This is a genomic window from Candidatus Reidiella endopervernicosa, assembly GCF_013343005.1.
Classification (GTDB): Bacteria; Pseudomonadota; Gammaproteobacteria.
The window spans coordinates 1,532,403-1,550,137 of the sequence record NZ_CP054491.1; the positions used below are offsets into that span (position 1 = coordinate 1,532,403).

General features: G+C 54.9%; 16 protein-coding genes, 5 tRNA genes and 1 pseudogene. 16 read left to right on the forward strand and 6 right to left on the reverse strand.

What is annotated here, in order from left to right:
* Window positions 1-212 precede the first annotated feature (212 nt).
* Together HUE57_RS08605 and HUE57_RS08610 are read left to right on the forward strand one after the other, a co-directional pair.
* On the forward strand, window positions 213-1,409 hold the full coding sequence (locus tag HUE57_RS08605; RefSeq protein ID WP_078483242.1) for an O-succinylhomoserine sulfhydrylase: 1,197 nt from the start codon (window positions 213-215) through the stop codon (window positions 1,407-1,409).
* A gap of 37 nt (window positions 1,410-1,446) precedes the next feature.
* On the forward strand, window positions 1,447-2,265 hold the full coding sequence (locus tag HUE57_RS08610) for a ferritin-like domain-containing protein (protein WP_078483243.1): 819 nt from the start codon (window positions 1,447-1,449) through the stop codon (window positions 2,263-2,265).
* Here the strand turns inward: HUE57_RS08610 and HUE57_RS08615 are convergent.
* Window positions 2,252-2,968, reverse strand: coding sequence for a UDP-2,3-diacylglucosamine diphosphatase (locus HUE57_RS08615; RefSeq protein WP_078483244.1), 717 nt, complete (start codon window positions 2,966-2,968; stop codon window positions 2,252-2,254). The two genes, HUE57_RS08610 and HUE57_RS08615, sit on opposite strands and share 14 nt — an antisense overlap.
* Window positions 2,968-3,567, reverse strand: coding sequence for a peptidylprolyl isomerase (locus HUE57_RS08620; protein WP_078483245.1), 600 nt, complete (start codon window positions 3,565-3,567; stop codon window positions 2,968-2,970). The genes HUE57_RS08615 and HUE57_RS08620 overlap by 1 nt, the downstream gene beginning before the upstream one ends.
* A gap of 179 nt (window positions 3,568-3,746) precedes the next feature.
* On the opposite strand from HUE57_RS08620, the gene cysS reads away from it, so the two are divergent.
* The gene (gene cysS, locus HUE57_RS08625; protein ID WP_078483253.1) at window positions 3,747-5,144 is read left to right on the forward strand and encodes a cysteine--tRNA ligase; all 1,398 of its coding nucleotides are present in this window, start codon (window positions 3,747-3,749) and stop codon (window positions 5,142-5,144) included.
* A 42-nt stretch (window positions 5,145-5,186) separates the two neighbouring features.
* On the opposite strand, the gene folD is transcribed toward cysS, so the two are convergent.
* Window positions 5,187-6,041: a bifunctional methylenetetrahydrofolate dehydrogenase/methenyltetrahydrofolate cyclohydrolase FolD gene (folD, locus tag HUE57_RS08630; RefSeq protein ID WP_078483246.1), complete on the reverse strand. Its 855-nt coding sequence runs from the start codon at window positions 6,039-6,041 to the stop codon at window positions 5,187-5,189.
* A 217-nt stretch (window positions 6,042-6,258) separates the two neighbouring features.
* Here folD and HUE57_RS08635 point away from each other — a divergent pair.
* From HUE57_RS08635 to HUE57_RS08655, 5 genes are all read left to right on the forward strand, one after another.
* Window positions 6,259-6,335 (forward strand) — tRNA-Pro (locus tag HUE57_RS08635).
* A gap of 49 nt (window positions 6,336-6,384) precedes the next feature.
* A tRNA-Arg gene (locus tag HUE57_RS08640) sits at window positions 6,385-6,461 on the forward strand.
* 44 nt (window positions 6,462-6,505) lie between these two features.
* Window positions 6,506-6,581, forward strand: a tRNA-His gene (locus HUE57_RS08645).
* Window positions 6,582-6,619: 38 nt separating this feature from the next.
* A tRNA-Lys gene (locus HUE57_RS08650) sits at window positions 6,620-6,695 on the forward strand.
* 113 nt (window positions 6,696-6,808) lie between these two features.
* Window positions 6,809-7,039, forward strand: a complete 231-nt coding sequence (locus HUE57_RS08655) for a hypothetical protein (protein ID WP_078483247.1) — start codon at window positions 6,809-6,811, stop codon at window positions 7,037-7,039.
* Window positions 7,040-7,144: 105 nt separating this feature from the next.
* Here HUE57_RS08655 and HUE57_RS08660 read toward each other — a convergent pair whose 3' ends face one another.
* Window positions 7,145-7,294: a hypothetical protein gene (locus HUE57_RS08660; RefSeq protein WP_174673025.1), complete on the reverse strand. Its 150-nt coding sequence runs from the start codon at window positions 7,292-7,294 to the stop codon at window positions 7,145-7,147.
* Here HUE57_RS08660 and HUE57_RS08665 point away from each other — a divergent pair.
* Both HUE57_RS08665 and HUE57_RS08670 read left to right on the forward strand, forming a co-directional pair.
* Window positions 7,262-7,681: pseudogene (locus HUE57_RS08665) on the forward strand (putative metalloprotease CJM1_0395 family protein); the annotation flags it as partial. The gene HUE57_RS08660 and the pseudogene HUE57_RS08665 overlap by 33 nt on opposite strands.
* A gap of 111 nt (window positions 7,682-7,792) precedes the next feature.
* Window positions 7,793-8,101 carry a DUF6763 family protein gene (locus HUE57_RS08670; protein ID WP_078483248.1) on the forward strand — a complete coding sequence of 103 codons (309 nt, stop codon included), beginning with the start codon at window positions 7,793-7,795 and terminating at the stop codon, window positions 8,099-8,101.
* A 3-nt stretch (window positions 8,102-8,104) separates the two neighbouring features.
* Here HUE57_RS08670 and HUE57_RS08675 read toward each other — a convergent pair whose 3' ends face one another.
* On the reverse strand, window positions 8,105-9,028 hold the full coding sequence (locus HUE57_RS08675; protein ID WP_174673026.1) for a S16 family serine protease: 924 nt from the start codon (window positions 9,026-9,028) through the stop codon (window positions 8,105-8,107).
* On the opposite strand from HUE57_RS08675, the gene HUE57_RS08680 reads away from it, so the two are divergent.
* A complete protein-coding gene (locus HUE57_RS08680; protein ID WP_174673027.1) occupies window positions 9,021-9,314 on the forward strand; it encodes a hypothetical protein in 294 nt (97 codons plus the stop codon). The two genes, HUE57_RS08675 and HUE57_RS08680, sit on opposite strands and share 8 nt — an antisense overlap.
* Here HUE57_RS08680 and HUE57_RS08685 read toward each other — a convergent pair.
* Complete coding sequence (locus HUE57_RS08685) at window positions 9,266-10,825, reverse strand: AAA family ATPase (protein ID WP_174673028.1); 1,560 nt, start codon at window positions 10,823-10,825, stop codon at window positions 9,266-9,268. The two genes, HUE57_RS08680 and HUE57_RS08685, sit on opposite strands and share 49 nt — an antisense overlap.
* A gap of 169 nt (window positions 10,826-10,994) precedes the next feature.
* On the opposite strand from HUE57_RS08685, the gene HUE57_RS08690 reads away from it, so the two are divergent.
* The 5 genes from HUE57_RS08690 to lon all read left to right on the forward strand — a co-directional run bounded on the left by HUE57_RS08690 (window position 10,995) and on the right by lon (window position 17,305).
* Window positions 10,995-11,079: transfer RNA gene (locus tag HUE57_RS08690), tRNA-Leu, on the forward strand.
* Between the two features lie 136 nt (window positions 11,080-11,215).
* Entirely contained in the window at window positions 11,216-12,517 is a 1,302-nt protein-coding gene (gene tig / locus HUE57_RS08695; protein WP_078483250.1) for a trigger factor, read from the forward strand.
* Between the two features lie 29 nt (window positions 12,518-12,546).
* The gene (gene clpP, locus HUE57_RS08700; RefSeq protein ID WP_078483251.1) at window positions 12,547-13,185 is read left to right on the forward strand and encodes an ATP-dependent Clp endopeptidase proteolytic subunit ClpP; all 639 of its coding nucleotides are present in this window, start codon (window positions 12,547-12,549) and stop codon (window positions 13,183-13,185) included.
* Between the two features lie 206 nt (window positions 13,186-13,391).
* Window positions 13,392-14,666, forward strand: a complete 1,275-nt coding sequence (gene clpX, locus HUE57_RS08705) for an ATP-dependent Clp protease ATP-binding subunit ClpX (protein ID WP_078484938.1) — start codon at window positions 13,392-13,394, stop codon at window positions 14,664-14,666.
* 206 nt (window positions 14,667-14,872) lie between these two features.
* Window positions 14,873-17,305 (forward strand): endopeptidase La, encoded by a 2,433-nt coding sequence (gene lon, locus HUE57_RS08710; protein ID WP_078484936.1) that lies wholly within the window; start codon window positions 14,873-14,875, stop codon window positions 17,303-17,305.
* Window positions 17,306-17,735: the final 430 nt, after the last annotated feature.

Here is a 17,735-nt window from a genome sequence, read left to right on the forward strand (position 1 = left end):
CATGCATGGGGCAGTTTTTCTACTCTTTCAATCAAGCGCCGATTTGACTCAGCTTGCGGGCGCTAAATAAATCCAGCTAAAGAGAGGCGGTAACCTGCTTCTGCTGGAAGGCTGAGCGGGTTTTTTTGTGCCCGCTTGAAAGTGATCGACAGAGCCATGCGGGGTGTTATTCGTGTGGTTGCAAAGGGCCAGAGAATGGCCGGAGGTTAACGATGTTTGAAGATGGTCTAGACGATTTTGCACTGGAGACGCTTGCAGTCCGTGCTGGGCAGCAACGCACAGCTGAAGGGGAGCATGCAGAGCCGATATTCCCCACCTCCAGTTTTGTTTTTGCATCAGCCGAAGAGGCTGCAGCGCGCTTCTCGGGTGATCAACCCGGCAATATCTACTCGCGCTTCACCAATCCAACCGTGCGCACCTTTGAGCAGCGCCTGGCTGCGATGGAGGGTGGAGAGCGTTGCGTGGCGACCGCGTCGGGCATGTCGGCGATCCTCACCACCTGCATGGGGCTGCTGAAGGCGGGCGACCATGTCGTCTCCTCACGTTCGATATTTGGTACCACCACGGTGCTGTTCAACAACTACCTGACCAAGTTTGGTGTTGAGACCAGTTTTGTTGCGCAGACTGACTACAGTGAGTGGGAGGCGGCGATTCGTCCAGAGACACGCCTACTGTTTCTGGAGACCCCCTCGAACCCACTCACCGAGGTAGCCGATATTGCGCGTCTCGCTGAGCTGGCACACGCCAATGGTGCGCTGCTAGTGGTCGATAACTGCTTCTGCACACCGGCGCTGCAGCAGCCGTTGAAGCTGGGGGCCGATATCGTGATCCACTCCGCCACCAAGTATCTCGATGGGCAGGGACGTTGTGTCGGCGGCGCGGTAGTTGGCAGCGAGGAGATTGTCGGCGGTGATGTCTATGCATTTTTGCGCTCGGCTGGCCCGACCATGAGTGCCTTTAATGCCTGGGTCTTTCTCAAAGGGTTGGAGACACTCTCAATCCGCATGCGCGCTCACTGCGAGTCGGCGGGTGAGCTGGCGCACTGGCTAGAGTCTCAGCCAACAGTGAAACGTGTCTACTATCCCGGACTCGAATCGCATCCGCAGCATGGGCTGGCGGCGAGTCAACAGCGTGGTGCGGGTGGCATCCTCTCGTTTGAGCTCGAAGGTGGTCAGGCAGAGGCGTGGCGCTTTATCAATGCTACCGAGCTGGTATCGATTACCGCCAACCTGGGTGATGCCAAGACCACGATTACCCATCCGGCCACTACCACACACGGCCGTCTCACTGCTGAACAGTGTGCCGAGTCGGGTATTAGTGATGGTCTGCTGCGTCTCTCGGTGGGATTGGAAGATGTCGTCGATCTGAAAAACGACCTGGCCCGCGGTCTGGCGGCTGTGGCCGGATGAGTCGTCTCCCTCAGTCCGTTGATAGAGAAGGCGATCGATGATCCAGAGTATTTTTGATCTGGCACGGGGCTGTCTTGATGCTTGTGATCCCGATGAGAAGATCGCCCTGACCAACGCCGCCAGTGCGGCATGGCAGGCGGGTGAGTGTGCGCTTGATGCGACGGTTGAAGCTGAGCCGATTCCCGATCCCGGTCGTCCCGCGCGACCTCTACTAGTGCGTCCACGTGAATTGCAGCAGCGTAAACCGACCACGGTTGAGGGGCGGGCGATACTGTTTCATGCGCTGGTACATATCGAGTTTAATGCGATCAACCTCGGTTGGGATGCGGTCTACCGTTTTCGCGATATGCCGAATGACTACTATAGCGACTGGATTCAGATCGCCTTTGAGGAGGCGTACCACTTCGGTCTGCTGCGCGACCATCTGCGTACGCTCGGTTATGAGTATGGGGATTTCCCCGCCCATAACGGCTTGTGGGAGATGGCTGAGGAGACATCCTACGATGTATTGGCGCGTATGGCGCTGGTGCCGCGCTGTCTGGAGGCGCGCGGCCTCGATGTGAGTCCGGGCATTAAGGCCAAGCTGCTGAAGGTGGGGGATAGTGAAGGCGCGGCGCTACTCGATATTATTCTGCGTGATGAGATCGGCCATGTCGGAGTCGGCAATCGCTGGTTCCACTACCTCTGTAGTGAGCGTGCGCTCGATTCTGAGCAGCAGTTCGATGCGCTGCTGGAACGGCATATGAAGGGACAGATTCGCGGCCCCTTTCATCGTGAGGCGCGACTTGAGGCGGGTTTTACCGTTGAGGAGCTCGACTACCTCGAAGGGGTGGGCGGAACGCTCAGGCCTCGATAGGCTCGAGACTGCATCCCTCAGGAGTGCAGCGCAACACGCTGCCCCGCTGATGCCAGTCACCGACGACCATGCGTTGTACGCTTTGGCCATCTAGCTCAAGGTCGTGAATGGCTGGGCGGTGGGTATGACCATGGATCAGCTGCTGTACCTGATGAGATCGCATTACCTGTTCGATCTCCTGCTGGTTGGCATCCATAATCGCGAGTGATTTTTCACTCATCTCGGCACGACTTTTTGCGCGCACCTCCGAGATCATCTCAATGCGTGGTCCTATCTCCAGTGAGAGCACCTGCTCAATCAGTGCGGGTGCACGAACCATGTTTCGAAATGCCTGATAGTCCTGGTCATCGGTGCAGAGGGTGTCACCGTGCATCAACAGTGTTTGTTTGCCGTAAAGCTCGATCAGGGTTGGATCTTGAAGGAGTTGTGCGCCCGTCTCGGTAAGAAACTGCGCCCCAATCAGAAAATCACGATTGCCGTGCATGAAAAAGAGTGGGGCTTGCCACGCCTTGAGCGCCGTGACGATTTGCTGTTTCCCTGGGTCGGGATCATCATCGCCAAACCAGATCTCAAACAGGTCGCCGAGAATATAGAGCGCCTCGGCCGAGGCGCTCTCTCGCTGCAAAAAGTCGAGAAAGAGGCGCGTCGTCTCGGGCCGACTCTCGTGTAGGTGGAGGTCGGCGATAAAGAGGCTCTCACCCATCAGTTCTGTGCAGCGGTACCGGTTTTGTCGTCTACCACGGAGGCGCGTTCGATGATCACAACATCTTGTGGTACGTCACGCGGGAAGGGACCGCCTGAACCGGTGCGCATCTGTTCGATCTTGTCGACCACATCCATGCCTTTCACGACCTCACCGAAGACGGCGTAGCCCCAGCCGCGTTTGGTTTTTGCGCTGTGGTTGAGGAAGCTGTTATTGACGGTATTGATGAAAAACTGCGCGGTGGCGGAGTGGGGGATTGAGGTGCGTGCCATGGCGACGCTACCACGGCGATTCTTCAAGCCGTTATCGGCCTCGTTCTTGATCTCATCGCGAGTCGCTTTTTTGGTGTAGGTCTTGGTGAATCCACCGCCCTGGATCATGAAGTCACTAATCACGCGGTGGAAGACGGTGCCGTTATAGAAACCGCTGTTGACGTAGGTGAGGAAGTTCTCGACCGTAACCGGTGCCTTGTCGCGATGGAGCTGGATGGTGATGTTGCCGACATTGGTCTCAAGCAGTACATGTGGTGTTGGGGGCATCTCGGCCTGGGCGAGGTTGAAGGTAAGCAGCAGGAGCAGGGTGGTCAGTATGCGTTTCATGTTTTTTTTCCATGGTTGAACTGGGTTAGATGATAAAGTGGCGCGGCTGATGGGGAAAGCCTATTTTGTCGTTGATTTGGCTTTCCGTTAACATGCCCGCCACCGGTTGCAGGGCTGGAAGATCAACACTGCCCGCTGCGCTTCCACCGGCTAATGACTATGACCTCGGAAACTTCGATATGTTGCAGATCCACAATAACCTGAGCAATCAGCTAGAGCCCTTCACTCCTATCGACCCGCAGCGGGTACGAATCTATGTCTGCGGAATGACGGTTTACGACTACTGTCATATTGGCCACGCGCGGGTATTGGTGGTCTTTGATGTGGTCTATCGCTATCTCTGCAAGATCTACGGCGAGCAGCAGGTCACCTATGTGCGCAACGTGACCGATATCGACGACAAGATTATCCAGCGCGCCAACGAGAACGGGGAGGATTTTTCTAACCTGACCTCCCGTTTTGTCGAGGCGATGCACGAGGATGCCGATGCGCTGGGGGTGTTACGCCCGAATGAGGAGCCACACGCCACCACCCATATGGATCAGATTGTAGAGATGATCGCCAAGTTGGTCGAGAAGGGCTACGCCTATCCGGCTGCCAACGGTGACGTTTACTACGATGTCAGCAAGTTCGAGGGTTACGGCAAGCTCTCTGGTAAAAACCCTGAAGATCTACGCGCTGGTGAACGGGTGGCGGTCGATACCGCAAAAGACGATCCGCTCGATTTTGTCCTGTGGAAGGCGGCTAAACCGGGGGAGCCGAGCTGGGAATCACCCTGGGGAAATGGGCGTCCCGGTTGGCACATTGAGTGTTCAGCGATGTCGACCCACTGTCTCGGTAATCACTTTGATATTCACGGCGGTGGCCTCGATCTGCAATTTCCCCATCACGAAAATGAGATCGCACAGAGTGAGGCGGCGACCGGCTGCCAGTTTGTAAATGTCTGGATGCATAACGGTTTTGTGCGTGTCGACGATGAGAAGATGTCGAAGTCGCTCGGTAACTTCTTCACCATTCGCGAGGTGATGAAGCAGTACGATCCTGAGGTGATCCGTTACTTCATTCTTACCAGCCACTATCGTAGTCCGCTCAACTACTCCGATAAACACCTCGATAACGCCAAGGCAGCGCTGAGCACGCTCTATACCGCACTGAAGGGGGTTGCACTTGAGGGCGTGGAGGCTGCTGCAGGTGAGGGCTACACTGAGCGTTTTTATGCAGCATTGGATGATGATTTCGCCACGTCAGAAGCACTGGCAGTGCTGTTCGAAATGGCCAAGGAGGTCAATCGTCTGCGTGATAGTGATGGCGTGCAAGCGGTTGAAATAGCGGCGCAGCTAAAACAGCTGGCACAGCTGTTGGGTATTCTGCAGCGCGATCCGGTTGCCTACCTACAAGGTGGAGTCGGCAGCGAAGAGGGGCTCAGCAACGAGCAGATTGAGACGCTGATCGAGGCGCGTCTGACGGCGCGCAGCAACAAGGAGTGGGCCGAGTCAGATCGCATTCGTGATGAGCTGCAAGCGGCTGGAATCGTCCTGGAGGATGGTGCCGGCGGTACTACCTGGCGCCGCGGCTAGTTAGAGGCGTGTGGACGGAGTAGTTGCTCCGTCCACGGCATGTTATGAGTGGAACTGTTCCAGCGCCTCAATGGTGTTGTTGAGCAGTACAGCAACAGTCATTGGTCCAACGCCGCCCGGTACCGGAGTAATCCGGCCTGCGCGCTCACGGGCACTCTCAAAATCGACATCACCGACCAGACGCCCGTCATCGAGACGGTTGATACCGATGTCGATGACGGTCGCCCCCGGTTTGATCCACTCGCCCTTAACCAGTCCCGGTTTGCCGGCAGCGACGACCACGATGTCGGCGCGCCTGATCTGCTCCTCGAGGTCTCGCGTCATACGGTGGCAGGTGGTGGTGGTGCAGCCAGCCAGAAGCAGTTCAAGCCCCATTGGCCGACCGACGTGGTTAGATGCACCAACGACAACCGCCTCCTGGCCCTTCAGCTCCATACCGGTGCTGCGCAGCAGCTTGATTACGCCGTAGGGGGTGCAGGAGCGTAACGTTGGCAGGCGCACCGCAAGGCGGCCGATGTTGTAGGGGTGGAAGCCATCCACATCCTTGTCGGGGCGGATGCGTTCGATCACCGTCTCGGTATCGATATGCGCTGGCAGCGGAGTCTGGACCAGGATGCCGTCCACAGTAGCGTCTTCGTTGAGCTCATCGATTAGCTTAAGCAGATCTTCCTGGCTGGTCTCAGGGGACAGATCGTGGGAGATCGAATTCACCCCGACCTCGGCGCAGGCGTTACGTTTATTGCGAACATAGACCTCGGAGGCTGGATCAGCGCCGAGCAGAATGACAGCTAGTCCCGGTGCGCGCAGTCCTTTGGCGGTACGTGCCTCCACCTTGCCCTTTATCTCTTGTCTAAGTTCGGCGGCGATCGCCTTGCCGTCAATGATCTGCGCTGTCATGGGTGTGAAATCCAGTATGAATGAACGGTGAATTCTCTCATGCAGTAGCTGCTTGCGACAAGCGACCCTCACGCTATGTAATGTTCCATTACGATCTCTACAGACGTTTTTTTCGTGTTTTTTTCAGGAAGGAATTGACGGCATGGGGGGAGTGCGATTATTATCGCCAGCCTTCTTGCAGTACCTTGCAGAAGTCGAGTGCCTCAAGAAGGCTACTCGGGGTATAGCGCAGCCTGGTAGCGCGCCTGCTTTGGGAGCAGGATGTCGGGAGTTCGAATCTCTCTACCCCGACCAATTGTAAAGGTGAATGAGCAGTCAGGCGGCTCAGTCACAAAGGTTCAATGCGCCCGTAGCTCATCTGGATAGAGCATCGGCCTTCTAAGCCGAGGGTAGCAGGTTCGAGTCCTGTCGGGCGTACCATTCGCCGGTGGTTCTCATTGCCGCAAGGTATGAAGAGTTCAGTGGTGAGCGTAGCTCAGTCGGTAGAGCCCCGGATTGTGATTCCGGTGGTCGTGGGTTCGATCCCCATCGTTCACCCCATTATCTAGATCGTTTATTATTACGATCGAAATGAGTTTGGGATATTAGCTCAGTTGGTAGAGCAGGAGACTCTTAATCTCTTGGTCCAAGGTTCGAATCCTTGATATCCCACCATATTCAATGGGTTGCCGGAAACGGTAGCCCTTTTTTGTGCGCTGCTTCCAGTAAATAGACTGTGATCTGATATAATTCAGGGTATTGGGTTAAATAGCTACGAGGTTGTGGTTATGAGAATCGACAGCGCGCTCGGTACATCACTGCAGGGGTTGAAACAGGGGCAGCAGCGCCTGGTTGAAAGCTCTCAACAACTCACCGCTGCGGCGACCGCTGCACCGCAGGAAAATCTTACTGCTCCTATCGCTGAGCTTCAGCGCGCACGCGATCAGGTTGAGGTCTCGGCCAGGGTTGTGCAGGCCGTCGATCAAACACTCAATAACCTCCTCAAGGCCTTTTCTTAAAACTATGCAGATCGCATCCCAACAGATCGGTTCAGTCATTAACACTCTCTCTGGTATGAGCCAGGTGAAGCGCGATGAAGCAGCTGCGCCTGCTGCTGAAGAGGATCAGAAAGAGACTGCAAGCCAGGGAGTGGGGGCGTTGAGCAGAAAGAGAGCGCTGAGAAGGAGGGGCGCGTAGAGGCGAATGAGCCGACCGAGCAGGATCTTGCCAGAGATCGACAGCTTGCGGAGCGGGATCGCGAGGTGCGGGCGCATGAGCAGGCACATCTCTCAGTAGGTGGCCCTTATACAGGTCGCGCCAGCTTTACCTACGAACGCGGTTCTGATGGGGTGAACTACGCGGTGGCTGGGGAGGTGAGTGTTGATACTTCGGCTGTTCCCAACGATCCCCAGGCAACCTTGGAGAAGGCAGAGGTGATTCGCCGTGCAGCCCTCGCGCCCGCTGAACCCTCGGCGCAGGATCAGCGTATCGCCGCGGAGGCGGCCAGTATGGCAGCTGAGGCGCGCACAGAATTGGCCGCTGAACGGGCCGAAGAGGCCTCCAAGTCAGCGGAAGGCGAATCTCAGAGTAATGAGCTTCATTCGCGTTACCAAAGTGATGACGAGGTTGAACCGGGGGCTTCGATAGATCTCTATGCATGAGTAATGTTTCCGGCCAGATGAGGGCTGGATAATCACTGTTTACTGCTATCTTTGTTTTATGAGGCACTGCTTCTATCCAAGTTGACCATCGGGTGCACTGGGGGAGGTTGTATGGCTACTGAGTTTGAGCCCAAGGTGGGTGAGTGGTACAAGTATTCCGAGACCGGCAAGCTGTTTGAGGTTGTCGCGTTTGATGAGGATGAAGGTGCGATCGAGATTCAACATCTGGATGGTGAGGTTGAGGAACTTGATCTCGAAATCTGGTTTGAGGTTGATCTCGAGATGGCAGAGGCACCGGAGGATTGGAGCGCCGCCTACGACGGCATCGATAAGGATGATCTAGGTTATAGCGACAAGGCGATTCGCCCAGAGGATTGGTCGGGACCGATGAATGAGATCGACCGGCTAGAGAGTGATTGAGCCTTACTCTGGAGGCTGAGGTTCGCTCTCCTCCGGATCGTGTTTTCCCTTTTCGCCAAACTCGTGGCGGATTGTGGCATAGCTCTCAATCCGCTCTGCTACCAGCTGGTTAATGCTCCCTTCCGGATAGTGTTCGTCATCATCCATTTCGCCTGCATCGCAGGCCATTAGCAGGGTGGCTGCCTCGTCGATGGTGTGGATGGGGTAGATCTGGAAACTACCATTTTCGACCGCCTCTACCACATCGCGGCGTAACATCAGGTGTTTGACGTTGCTGGCGGGTATCAATACCGCATGTTCATCCAGCTCTCCGCGCCCGCGGCAGATATCGAAAAACCCTTCAATCTTCTCATTGACCCCGCCGATCGCCTGTACCTCGCCGTGTTGATTGACCGAGCCAGTAACGGCGAGTGATTGCAGAATCGGTTTGTTGGCAAGTGATGAGAGCAGGGCGCAGAGTTCTGCAATCGATGCGCTATCGCCTTCGACTCCGCCGTAGCTCTGTTCAAACACCAGGCTGGCGGAGAATGAGAGCGGGTGTTTTTGGCCGTAGCGTTCGCCCAACAGTGCGGTGAGGATCATCACCCCCTTGGAGTGAATGGCGCCACCGAGTTCGATCTCACGTTCAATGTCGATGATCTCGCCCTCACCGAGGCGTGTGGTGGCGGTAATTCGTGTCGGTTGTGCAAAACGGAAGTTTCCGAGATCGATCACCGAAAGGGCGTTGACCTGTCCTACCTTGCTGCCGGAGGTGTCGATCAGCAGGGTGCCGCGATTGATCTCTTCGTAACTATGTTCACGTAATCGATCGGCGCGCCGAATCTGTGCGTCGATGGCCTGTTGAATATCACTGTCGTTGATCGCGCTGTGGTTGTTGATGGTGGCAAATCGGGAGTCGCTATTTTGCGGGAAACTTGTTTTGGGCATCCAAGCCCAAGCAAGCGGCAAATACTTAACGCGACCGTTTATGCCTACGGCGCCCCGACCGTCCTGCGTACGTTGCGTAATCACCTCTTCGCGGCTCTACACAACTCCCTCAGTGACTCTACGCCGACATAAAGCCGCTGCTGCATCTTCTCCGTCGTTCGCTCACGCCTCAACTACGAATAGGCAGACGGCGTCGACTATCGGGACTAACCGCCTTCGCTTCGCTATCCATGGCGGTCAGCGGTGGTCGGCCTCACACAGCAGATCGACCAGGGTGCGGGCGTGAGTCGAGAGCTTCTCGTTATCGCCGCTACGACGTGCGCTGTATTCAATCACCCGCACCACGGCGGAGCGGTGCAGAGGAAGGAGCTTCTCTTTATGCGCCAGCATGCCGAGCAGACGTGCATAGAGTAGGCGATTCTCAGCGGTAGCCTCGATCTGCTCCTCAAAGTCGGCGGCCACCTTGAACAGTTCAGCAAAGTCGGGGTCGTACTCGAGCAGGATGTAGTAGAGCAGTCGGTCACCGATCAGGATTACCTTGATATCGAGCGGGATCGGTTCGGGTTCAAGCGAAACGGTGCTGATCAGGCTAAGCATCTGCCCCAGCGACTCAATCTTGATCTCTCCGGCGCGCAAAGCGCGTTTGAGGCCCTCCCAGGCGTAGGGCTCAGTGAGCAGTTTGCGAATATCAAGAATCAGGTATCCACCATTGGCCTGGTGCAGAGCGCCGGGTTTGATCAGGGTGAAGTCGGTGATCAGGGCGCCCATCTGTGCAATATGCTCGACGCGACCAACCATGCTCTGGAATGAGGGGTTGTCGTTGTAGATGATCGGCGCACCTTTTGAGTCACTTTGATCGATTAGCAGGTTGACGCGGTAGCGATTGAAAAGAGAATTCTGATTGTTAGCTGTGGCATTGCTCGGTTGTTTACTCTCTTTGCCGTCCGGTTTGATAAAGATCTCGGTATTCTCAACCAGATCATCGCGTACCGACTCCAGATAGGTCACCACCTTGGGCAGATTACTGAAGCGGATGGTTAACGCGTCGATCAGGTGAGCAACGGCGGTCATAGTGACTTCGTGATTGAGCTGCTTGGTATGCTCGCGTGCCTCTTTATTCCAGAGCGGGATCTGATTGAGAATGTGGTGCAGCTTCTCCTGCAGTGTGGAGACAATCTGCTCAATGCGTGCCTGCTCCTCTTGGCCGAGCTGTTCATATTTCTCTGGTGGAATGACCTCGCCCTCTGTGGTGGGCGCGAAGGCAAAACCCGATGGGGTGCGGATCAGGGTGATCTGGTGCTGTTCCGCCTCCTGCTGTAGCTCCGCAAAGGCGCTCTCCTGGCGCTCTTTCAGTGCGTCCTGTATCTCCTGAACCCGATTCTGATACTCCTCACCTTCAAAGGCGGCGGGGATGGCGCTAAGTAACTCCTCGATCAGGTGGTCCATCTCTCGATGCAGCTCGACTCCTTCGCCAGCGGGGAGTTCGAGTGCGAGTGGCTTGTGTGTCTCTTTGAAATTGTTGACGTAGCACCAGTCGGAGGGGGTGCGGTCGTTGCTGGCCTGCTGTTCGACAAAGTGCTGGATCAGTGTGTGACGACCGATGCCAGCGGGGCCAAGGGCGTAGATATTGTATCCTTCGCGACGTATCGCAATGCCAAAATGGACCGCCTCTTCAGCGCGGGACTGGCCAACGATCTCTTTGAGGCCATCAAGCTCATCGGTGGTTTCAAACTCAAACTGGTCCGGGTCGCAAAGGCGACAGAGCTGCTGGCTATTGAGCGGTTTGATCGGTTGCATGGGATACCTTTATGGCTCTCTTATTCTGATCCTAGTCCCGATTCTCGCATTTGACTGCCAAATCGTGAACCTGGGTTGTGGTGCTGCCTGAAATAGGTTGAAAAAGGGGCTTCCGCGAGGCGCCCTGATCCCGGTATAATGGCAAGTTGACCTGTTTGTTCAGGGCAATGCGAGAGTGGCGGAATTGGTAGACGCGCTGGATTTAGGTTCCAGTGGGGCAACCCGTGAGAGTTCGAGTCTCTCCTTTCGCACCATATTTTAGTTGTAGTTCTCGAAAGTCGCCCCTATCTATAGCTGGATGCGGGTTTCGAGATGAATTGGCAGCAATCGAATGCTGCCGTTAGTTAAACCATATAGACGCATGCGTTCCATGCGATGAGGTGATTTTCAATGCAAGTTTCAGTCGAGACAACCGAGGGCCTTGAGCGCCGCATGACCATTGAGGTGCCCGCCGAGGAGATTGAACAGGCCATTGAGAGCCGTCTGGAGTCGATGAAAGGTCAGGTCAAGGTTGCTGGCTTCCGTCCTGGCAAGGTGCCGCTCAAGGTGGTTAAGCGTCAGTATGGTGATCAGGTTCGCGCCGAGATTGTAGAAGAGGCGATTCGCAATGCGCTCTCCAACGCGGTTAATCAGGAAAATCTACGCCCTGCAGGCAGTCCTCTGATTGAGCCTAAGCCTCTCGAGGCGGGCAAGGCGCTGGAGTTCTCTGCAACCTTTGAGATCTATCCGGAGTTTGAGCTTGCTGCGCTTGAGGGTGCCAAGATCGAGAAGCCGGTTGTTGAGATCAGGGTGGAAGATCTTGAACAGATGCTCAACAAGCTGCGCGATCAGAAGGCAGAGTGGAACGACGTTGAGCGTGAGGCACAGAATGGCGATCGTGTAATGATCGATTTTGTCGGTGCTATCGATGGCGAAGAGTTCCCTGGTGGTACCGGCCAGCAGGTTGCCGTTGTGCTGGGTGCCAATAGCATGATCCCCGGTTTTGAAGATGGGTTGATCGGTAGCAAGGCGGGCGAGGAACATAGCCTCGATCTGACCTTCCCCGAAGAGTACGGTGCCAAAGAGCTTGCGGGTAAGGATGTGAACTTCAAGGTCACTGTCACCACCGTTGCTGAATCTTTCCTGCCTGAGCTGGATGATGCCTTTGCTGTTGATTTTGGTGTGGCTGATGGCGGTATCGAAACGCTGCGCAATGAAGTACGTGCCAATATGGATCGTGAGCTTGAGCAGGCAGTGAAGGGCAGTGTTAAAGAGCAGGTAATGGAGCTGCTGCTGTCGAAGAACGAATTTGACGTGCCAAAGGCGCTGGTCGATCAGGAGATCGGAAATCTGATGCAGCAGTCGGGTCTGCAGATGCCGCCCGAGATGCAGAAGGATCCGGAGCCGGTTCGTGCGCTGTTTGAAGAGCAGGCGAAAAAACGCGTCAAGCTGAGCTTGATTTTGGCTAATGTCGCCAACAGAAATGAGATTAAGGTTGACCCTGATCGTGTCCGTGAGACGGTCGATAAGGTTTCGCAGACCTACGACAACCCAGAAGAGTTTGTGAAGTGGTACTACAGTAATCGCGAGGCACTGGCGCACGTAGAGTCGCTAGTACTTGAAGAGCAGATCGTTGACTGGGCTGTTGAGCAGCTCGAAGTCAGCGAGGTAGCGAAGTCATTTGAAGAGGTCATGGCGTCGAAAACTGCTTAAGTAATCAAAGCCGTAGTCGAGGGGATTAAATGAGCAATTTTGGTGGATTTGACGGTATTCAGGCATCAGGCCTGGTTCCGATGGTGGTTGAGCAGACGCAGCGTGGTGAGCGTTCCTACGATATCTACTCACGACTGCTCAAAGAGCGCGTGATCTTCATGGTTGGCCAGGTCGAAGACCATATGGCAAACCTGATTGTCGCGCAGTTGCTCTTCCTCGAGTCAGAGAATCCCGATAAAGATATCCATCTCTATATCAACTCACCGGGTGGTTCGGTCAGTGCCGGTCTCTCAATCTACGACACGATGCAATTTATCAAACCCGACGTCAGCACCATGTGCATCGGTCAGGCGGCCAGCATGGGTGCGGTGTTATTGGCGGGTGGTGCGGCAGGTAAGCGCTTTGCGCTACCTCACTCTCGCACCATGATTCATCAACCGCTGGGTGGCTTCCAGGGTCAGGCCTCAGATATTGAGCGCCATGCCAAAGAGATCCTGTTGGTGCGTGAACGTCTCAACAAGATCCTTGCCGACCATACCGGTCAGTCGATTGAAAAGATTGCAGCCGATACCGATCGTGATTTCTTCATGAGTGGTGAAGAGAGTGCCGAATACGGCTTGATCGATTCAGTGCTAGATAACCGCGCAGCAGTTGCTTCTGAGGAGTAAGGCACGCCGCTGAGTCACGCGACAGTGCACGGCACTGCGCTGTGGCATTTCAGGCATAACCTCTTATATGACAAGGGATTGACTTGTCACAAACGTCCGAACGTAGTTGAATTGGACTCAGGGAAATCGAATAGCGGTGCTGAAACGCATCGGAGCAATATTGGGTGCTGACAGAGAGTCGGTATCTGAATGAACGAGGTAAGGTCATGAACGACGAAACTGGAAAGGGTGACGAGGGTAAGTTGCTCTATTGCTCATTCTGCGGCAAGAGTCAGCACGAGGTGCGTAAGCTGATTGCTGGACCCTCTGTCTACGTTTGTGATGAGTGTGTGGAACTCTGTAACGATATCATTCGTGAGGAGATGCAGGAGAAGGCCGAGGGTGAAGAGAATCATCTGCCCAAGCCACACGAAATCAAACAGATTCTTGATGAGTATGTAATCGGTCAGGAGCGTGCCAAGAAGGTGCTCTCTGTGGCTGTTTACAATCACTACAAGCGCCTTGAAGCCAGCACCTCGAGCAAGGATGAGGTGGAGCTCTCTAAGAGTAATATTCTCCTGATCGGTCCAACCGGTTGCGGTAAGACGCTGCTGGCTGAAACGCTGGCGCGTCTGTTGAATGTTCCTTTCACCATGGCCGATGCCACCACCCTAACCGAGGCCGGTTATGTGGGTGAGGATGTTGAGAACATCATCCAGAAGCTGTTGCAGAAGTGCGACTACGATGTCGACAAGGCGCAGACCGGTATTGTCTATATCGATGAGATCGATAAGATCTCGCGTAAGTCAGATAATCCATCGATTACCCGTGATGTGTCGGGTGAGGGTGTGCAGCAGGCGCTGCTCAAACTGATCGAGGGCACCGTTGCCTCTGTACCGCCGCAGGGTGGTCGCAAACATCCGCAGCAGGAGTTTCTGCAGGTCGATACCAAGAATATCCTGTTCATTGTTGGTGGAGCCTTTGCCGGTCTCGATAAGGTGATTACCAGCCGCTCTGAGAAGGGGGGCATCGGCTTCTCTGCCGAAGTGAAGAGCAAGGAGGATGGTCGTGCATTGGGTGAGGTGCTCTACGACGTCGAGCCCGAGGATCTGATTCGCTACGGCCTGATTCCTGAGTTTGTCGGTCGTCTGCCTGTTGTGGCGACACTGGAAGAGCTCGATGAAGATGCCCTGATCAAGATTCTCAGTCAGCCGAAGAATGCCTTGACCAAACAGTATTCCAAGCTGTTCCAAATGGAGGATGTCGATCTGGAGTTCCGTGAGGATGCGCTGCGTGCGGTAGCCCGCAAGGCGATGGAGCGTAAGACCGGCGCACGCGGTCTTCGTACCATTCTCGAGACGACGCTGCTCGATACCATGTACGATCTTCCATCAATGGACAACGTTACCAAGGTTGTTGTTGATGAGGCGGCTATCACGGGCGATTCCAAGCCCTATCTAATCTTCGAGGGTGCTGAATCGACCGCTTCTGTCGGCGAGTAAGTCCCTGTCTATTCTCCTCGAACTGGGCGGCACGCCCTCCAGTTCGGAGGGGATCGTGTTATCTCCAAGCCCGCATTTCTGATGGGCTTGAATCATTGCCCCCAAAGACCCATATTGAATACAAAGGCTGCATTGTTGTGTGGTTCAGTTTCGAGTGGTGGCGCTCTTCTGTCGCCAGCTCACTAGCGAATTAAGAGGATCTCGTGATGGAGAATAAAGATAAGGTGTCAGAAGTGGTTGATGGTCAACGACTTACGATGCCGGTGTTGCCGCTGCGCGATGTGGTGGTCTATCCGCATATGGTTATTCCGCTCTTTGTTGGTCGCGAGAAGTCTATACAGGCACTAGAGCTGGCGATGGCGAGCGACAAGCAAATCCTGTTGGTGGCGCAGACCAGTGCCGAGATTGACGACCCAACCCTCGACGATATCTATCGCATCGGTACCCTCTCAACAATCCTGCAGCTACTCAAGCTTCCCGATGGCACCGTCAAGGTGCTGGTCGAGGGTGGTGAGCGTGCCCGTGTGGTTGAGTACATCGAAGAGGATAATCATATCGCGGCGCAGGTCGAAAGACTCGAAGCGGAGGCGATGGGTGATGTGCGTGAGGCCGACGTGCTGATGCGCTCACTGCTGACCCAGTTCGAGCAGTACGCTAAGCTGAATAAGAAGATACCTCCCGAGGTGTTGACCTCGCTCAATGGTATCGATGAGCCGGGGCGTATGGTCGATACCATTGTTGCCCATATGTCGCTGAAGATCGATGAGAAGCAGAACATCCTCGGTATCGAGAATATCCAGGAGCGTATCGAGCATATGATGGCGCTGATCGAAGGCGAACTCGATGTGCTGCAGATCGAGAAGCGCATTCGTGGTCGCGTTAAGCAACAGATGGAGAAGAGTCAGCGCGAGTACTATCTCAATGAGCAGATGAAGGCGATCCAGAAGGAGTTGGGCGAGATGGAGGATGCGCCCAATGAGATCGAAGAGCTGACGCAGAAGATTGAGAAAGCGGGCATGAGCAAGGAGGCGAAGGATAAGGCGACCTCAGAGCTCAACAAGCTGAAGATGATGTCACCGATGTCGGCCGAGGCGACCGTGGTGCGCAACTACATCGACTGGATGGTCAGTGTGCCATGGAAAAAACGTAACAAAATCCGCAACGATCTCGCGGCGGCTGAAGATGTGCTTGAGGCTGATCACTACGGTCTGGAGAAGGTCAAGGAGCGTATCCTTGAGTATCTCGCCGTGCAGCAGCGAGTGAAGAAGCTGAAGGGACCGATTCTCTGTCTGGTTGGTCCGCCCGGTGTTGGTAAGACCTCTCTGGGGCGCTCGATTGCCCGTGCTACGAGTAGAAAATTTGTTCGTATGTCGCTCGGTGGCGTGCGAGATGAGGCAGAGATTCGTGGCCACCGTCGCACCTATATCGGTTCCATGCCGGGCAAGATCCTGCAGAACCTTTCCAAGGTTGGTACCCGTAACCCGCTCTATCTGCTTGATGAGATCGATAAGATGGCGATGGATTTCCGTGGCGACCCCTCATCAGCGCTACTCGAGGTGCTCGATCCCGAGCAGAACAACACCTTTAACGATCACTACATGGAGGTCGATTTCGATCTCTCCGATGTAATGTTTGTTGCGACCTCAAACTCGATGAATATTCCTGGGCCGTTGCTTGATCGTATGGAGGTGATTCGTATTCCCGGTTATACCGAGGATGAGAAGCTCAATATTGCCTCTCGCTACCTGGTGCCTAAACAGATTGAGGCCAATGGCCTGAAATCGACCGAGATCGGCATCTCCGATCTGAGTCTGCGTGACATCATTCGCTACTACACCCGTGAGGCGGGCGTGCGTAGCCTGGAGCGTGAGATCTCCAAGATCTGCCGTAAGGTGGTCAAGGAGGTGCTACTGAAGCCGCGTAAGAGCAAGCTGAACGTTACTCCGAAGAGTCTCGATAAATATCTCGGGGTGCGTCGTTTCCGTTATGGACGTGCAGAGGAGGCCGATCAGGTTGGGCAGGTCACCGGTCTGGCGTGGACTGAGGTGGGTGGTGAACTGCTCACCATTGAGGCGACCACGATGGATGGTAAGGGCAAGTTGATTCACACCGGTTCGCTCGGTGATGTGATGCAGGAATCGATTCAGGCGGCGATGACCGTGATTCGCAGCCGTGCCGATATGCTTGGTATCGATAGCGACTTTTATCAGAAGCAAGACATCCATATACACATGCCAGAGGGCGCAACTCCTAAAGATGGACCGAGTGCGGGCGTTGGAATGTGCACTGCCTTTGCATCAATTTTGACCGGCATTCCGGTCTGTGCTGATGTGGCAATGACCGGTGAGATCACTCTGCGTGGTGAGGTATTACCAATCGGTGGTCTCAAGGAGAAGTTGCTGGCAGCTCACCGTGGCGGCATCGGTATTGTCTTGATCCCAGAAGAGAACCGTAAGGATCTGGTTGATATTCCAAAGAATGTTCTCGACGATTTAGACATTCGTCCGGTTAAGTGGATTGATGAGGTATTGGAAATTGCGCTGCAGCATATGCCGCAACCGCGCGAGGATGCGGAGGGTGGTGTGTCGCGTAAACAGGCCAGTGAGAAGAAGCGTACACGCAGAGTTCGTGCGCACTAACTCTGGCGCTGACCGCCATGGAGAGCGAAGTGAGGGCGGTTAGTCCCCGATAGTCGACGCCGTCTGTATATTCGTAGTTGAGAGCGCGAGCGAACGACGGAGAAGATGCAGCAGCGGCTTTATGTCGGCGTAGAGTCACTGAGGGAGTTGTGTAGAGCCGCGAAGAGGTGATTACGCAACGAACGCAGAACGTCGGGCGCCGCAGGCATAAACGGTCGCGTGAAGTTTTGCTGTTTGCTTGGGCTTGATGCCCAAAACAAACTTTCGCAAAAATAGCGACTCCCCGGGCAGCAGTAGTTAAGGCGTTTGTCAACGATTGACAGGCTGCGAAAGCACTTGGTATAAAACACCGGTCAATTTTTCACGGGTGGCAAAGGAGAGGCCACCCGTCTCTGTTTTTGTATTCTTTGATTATTAGAATTTAAGCCAA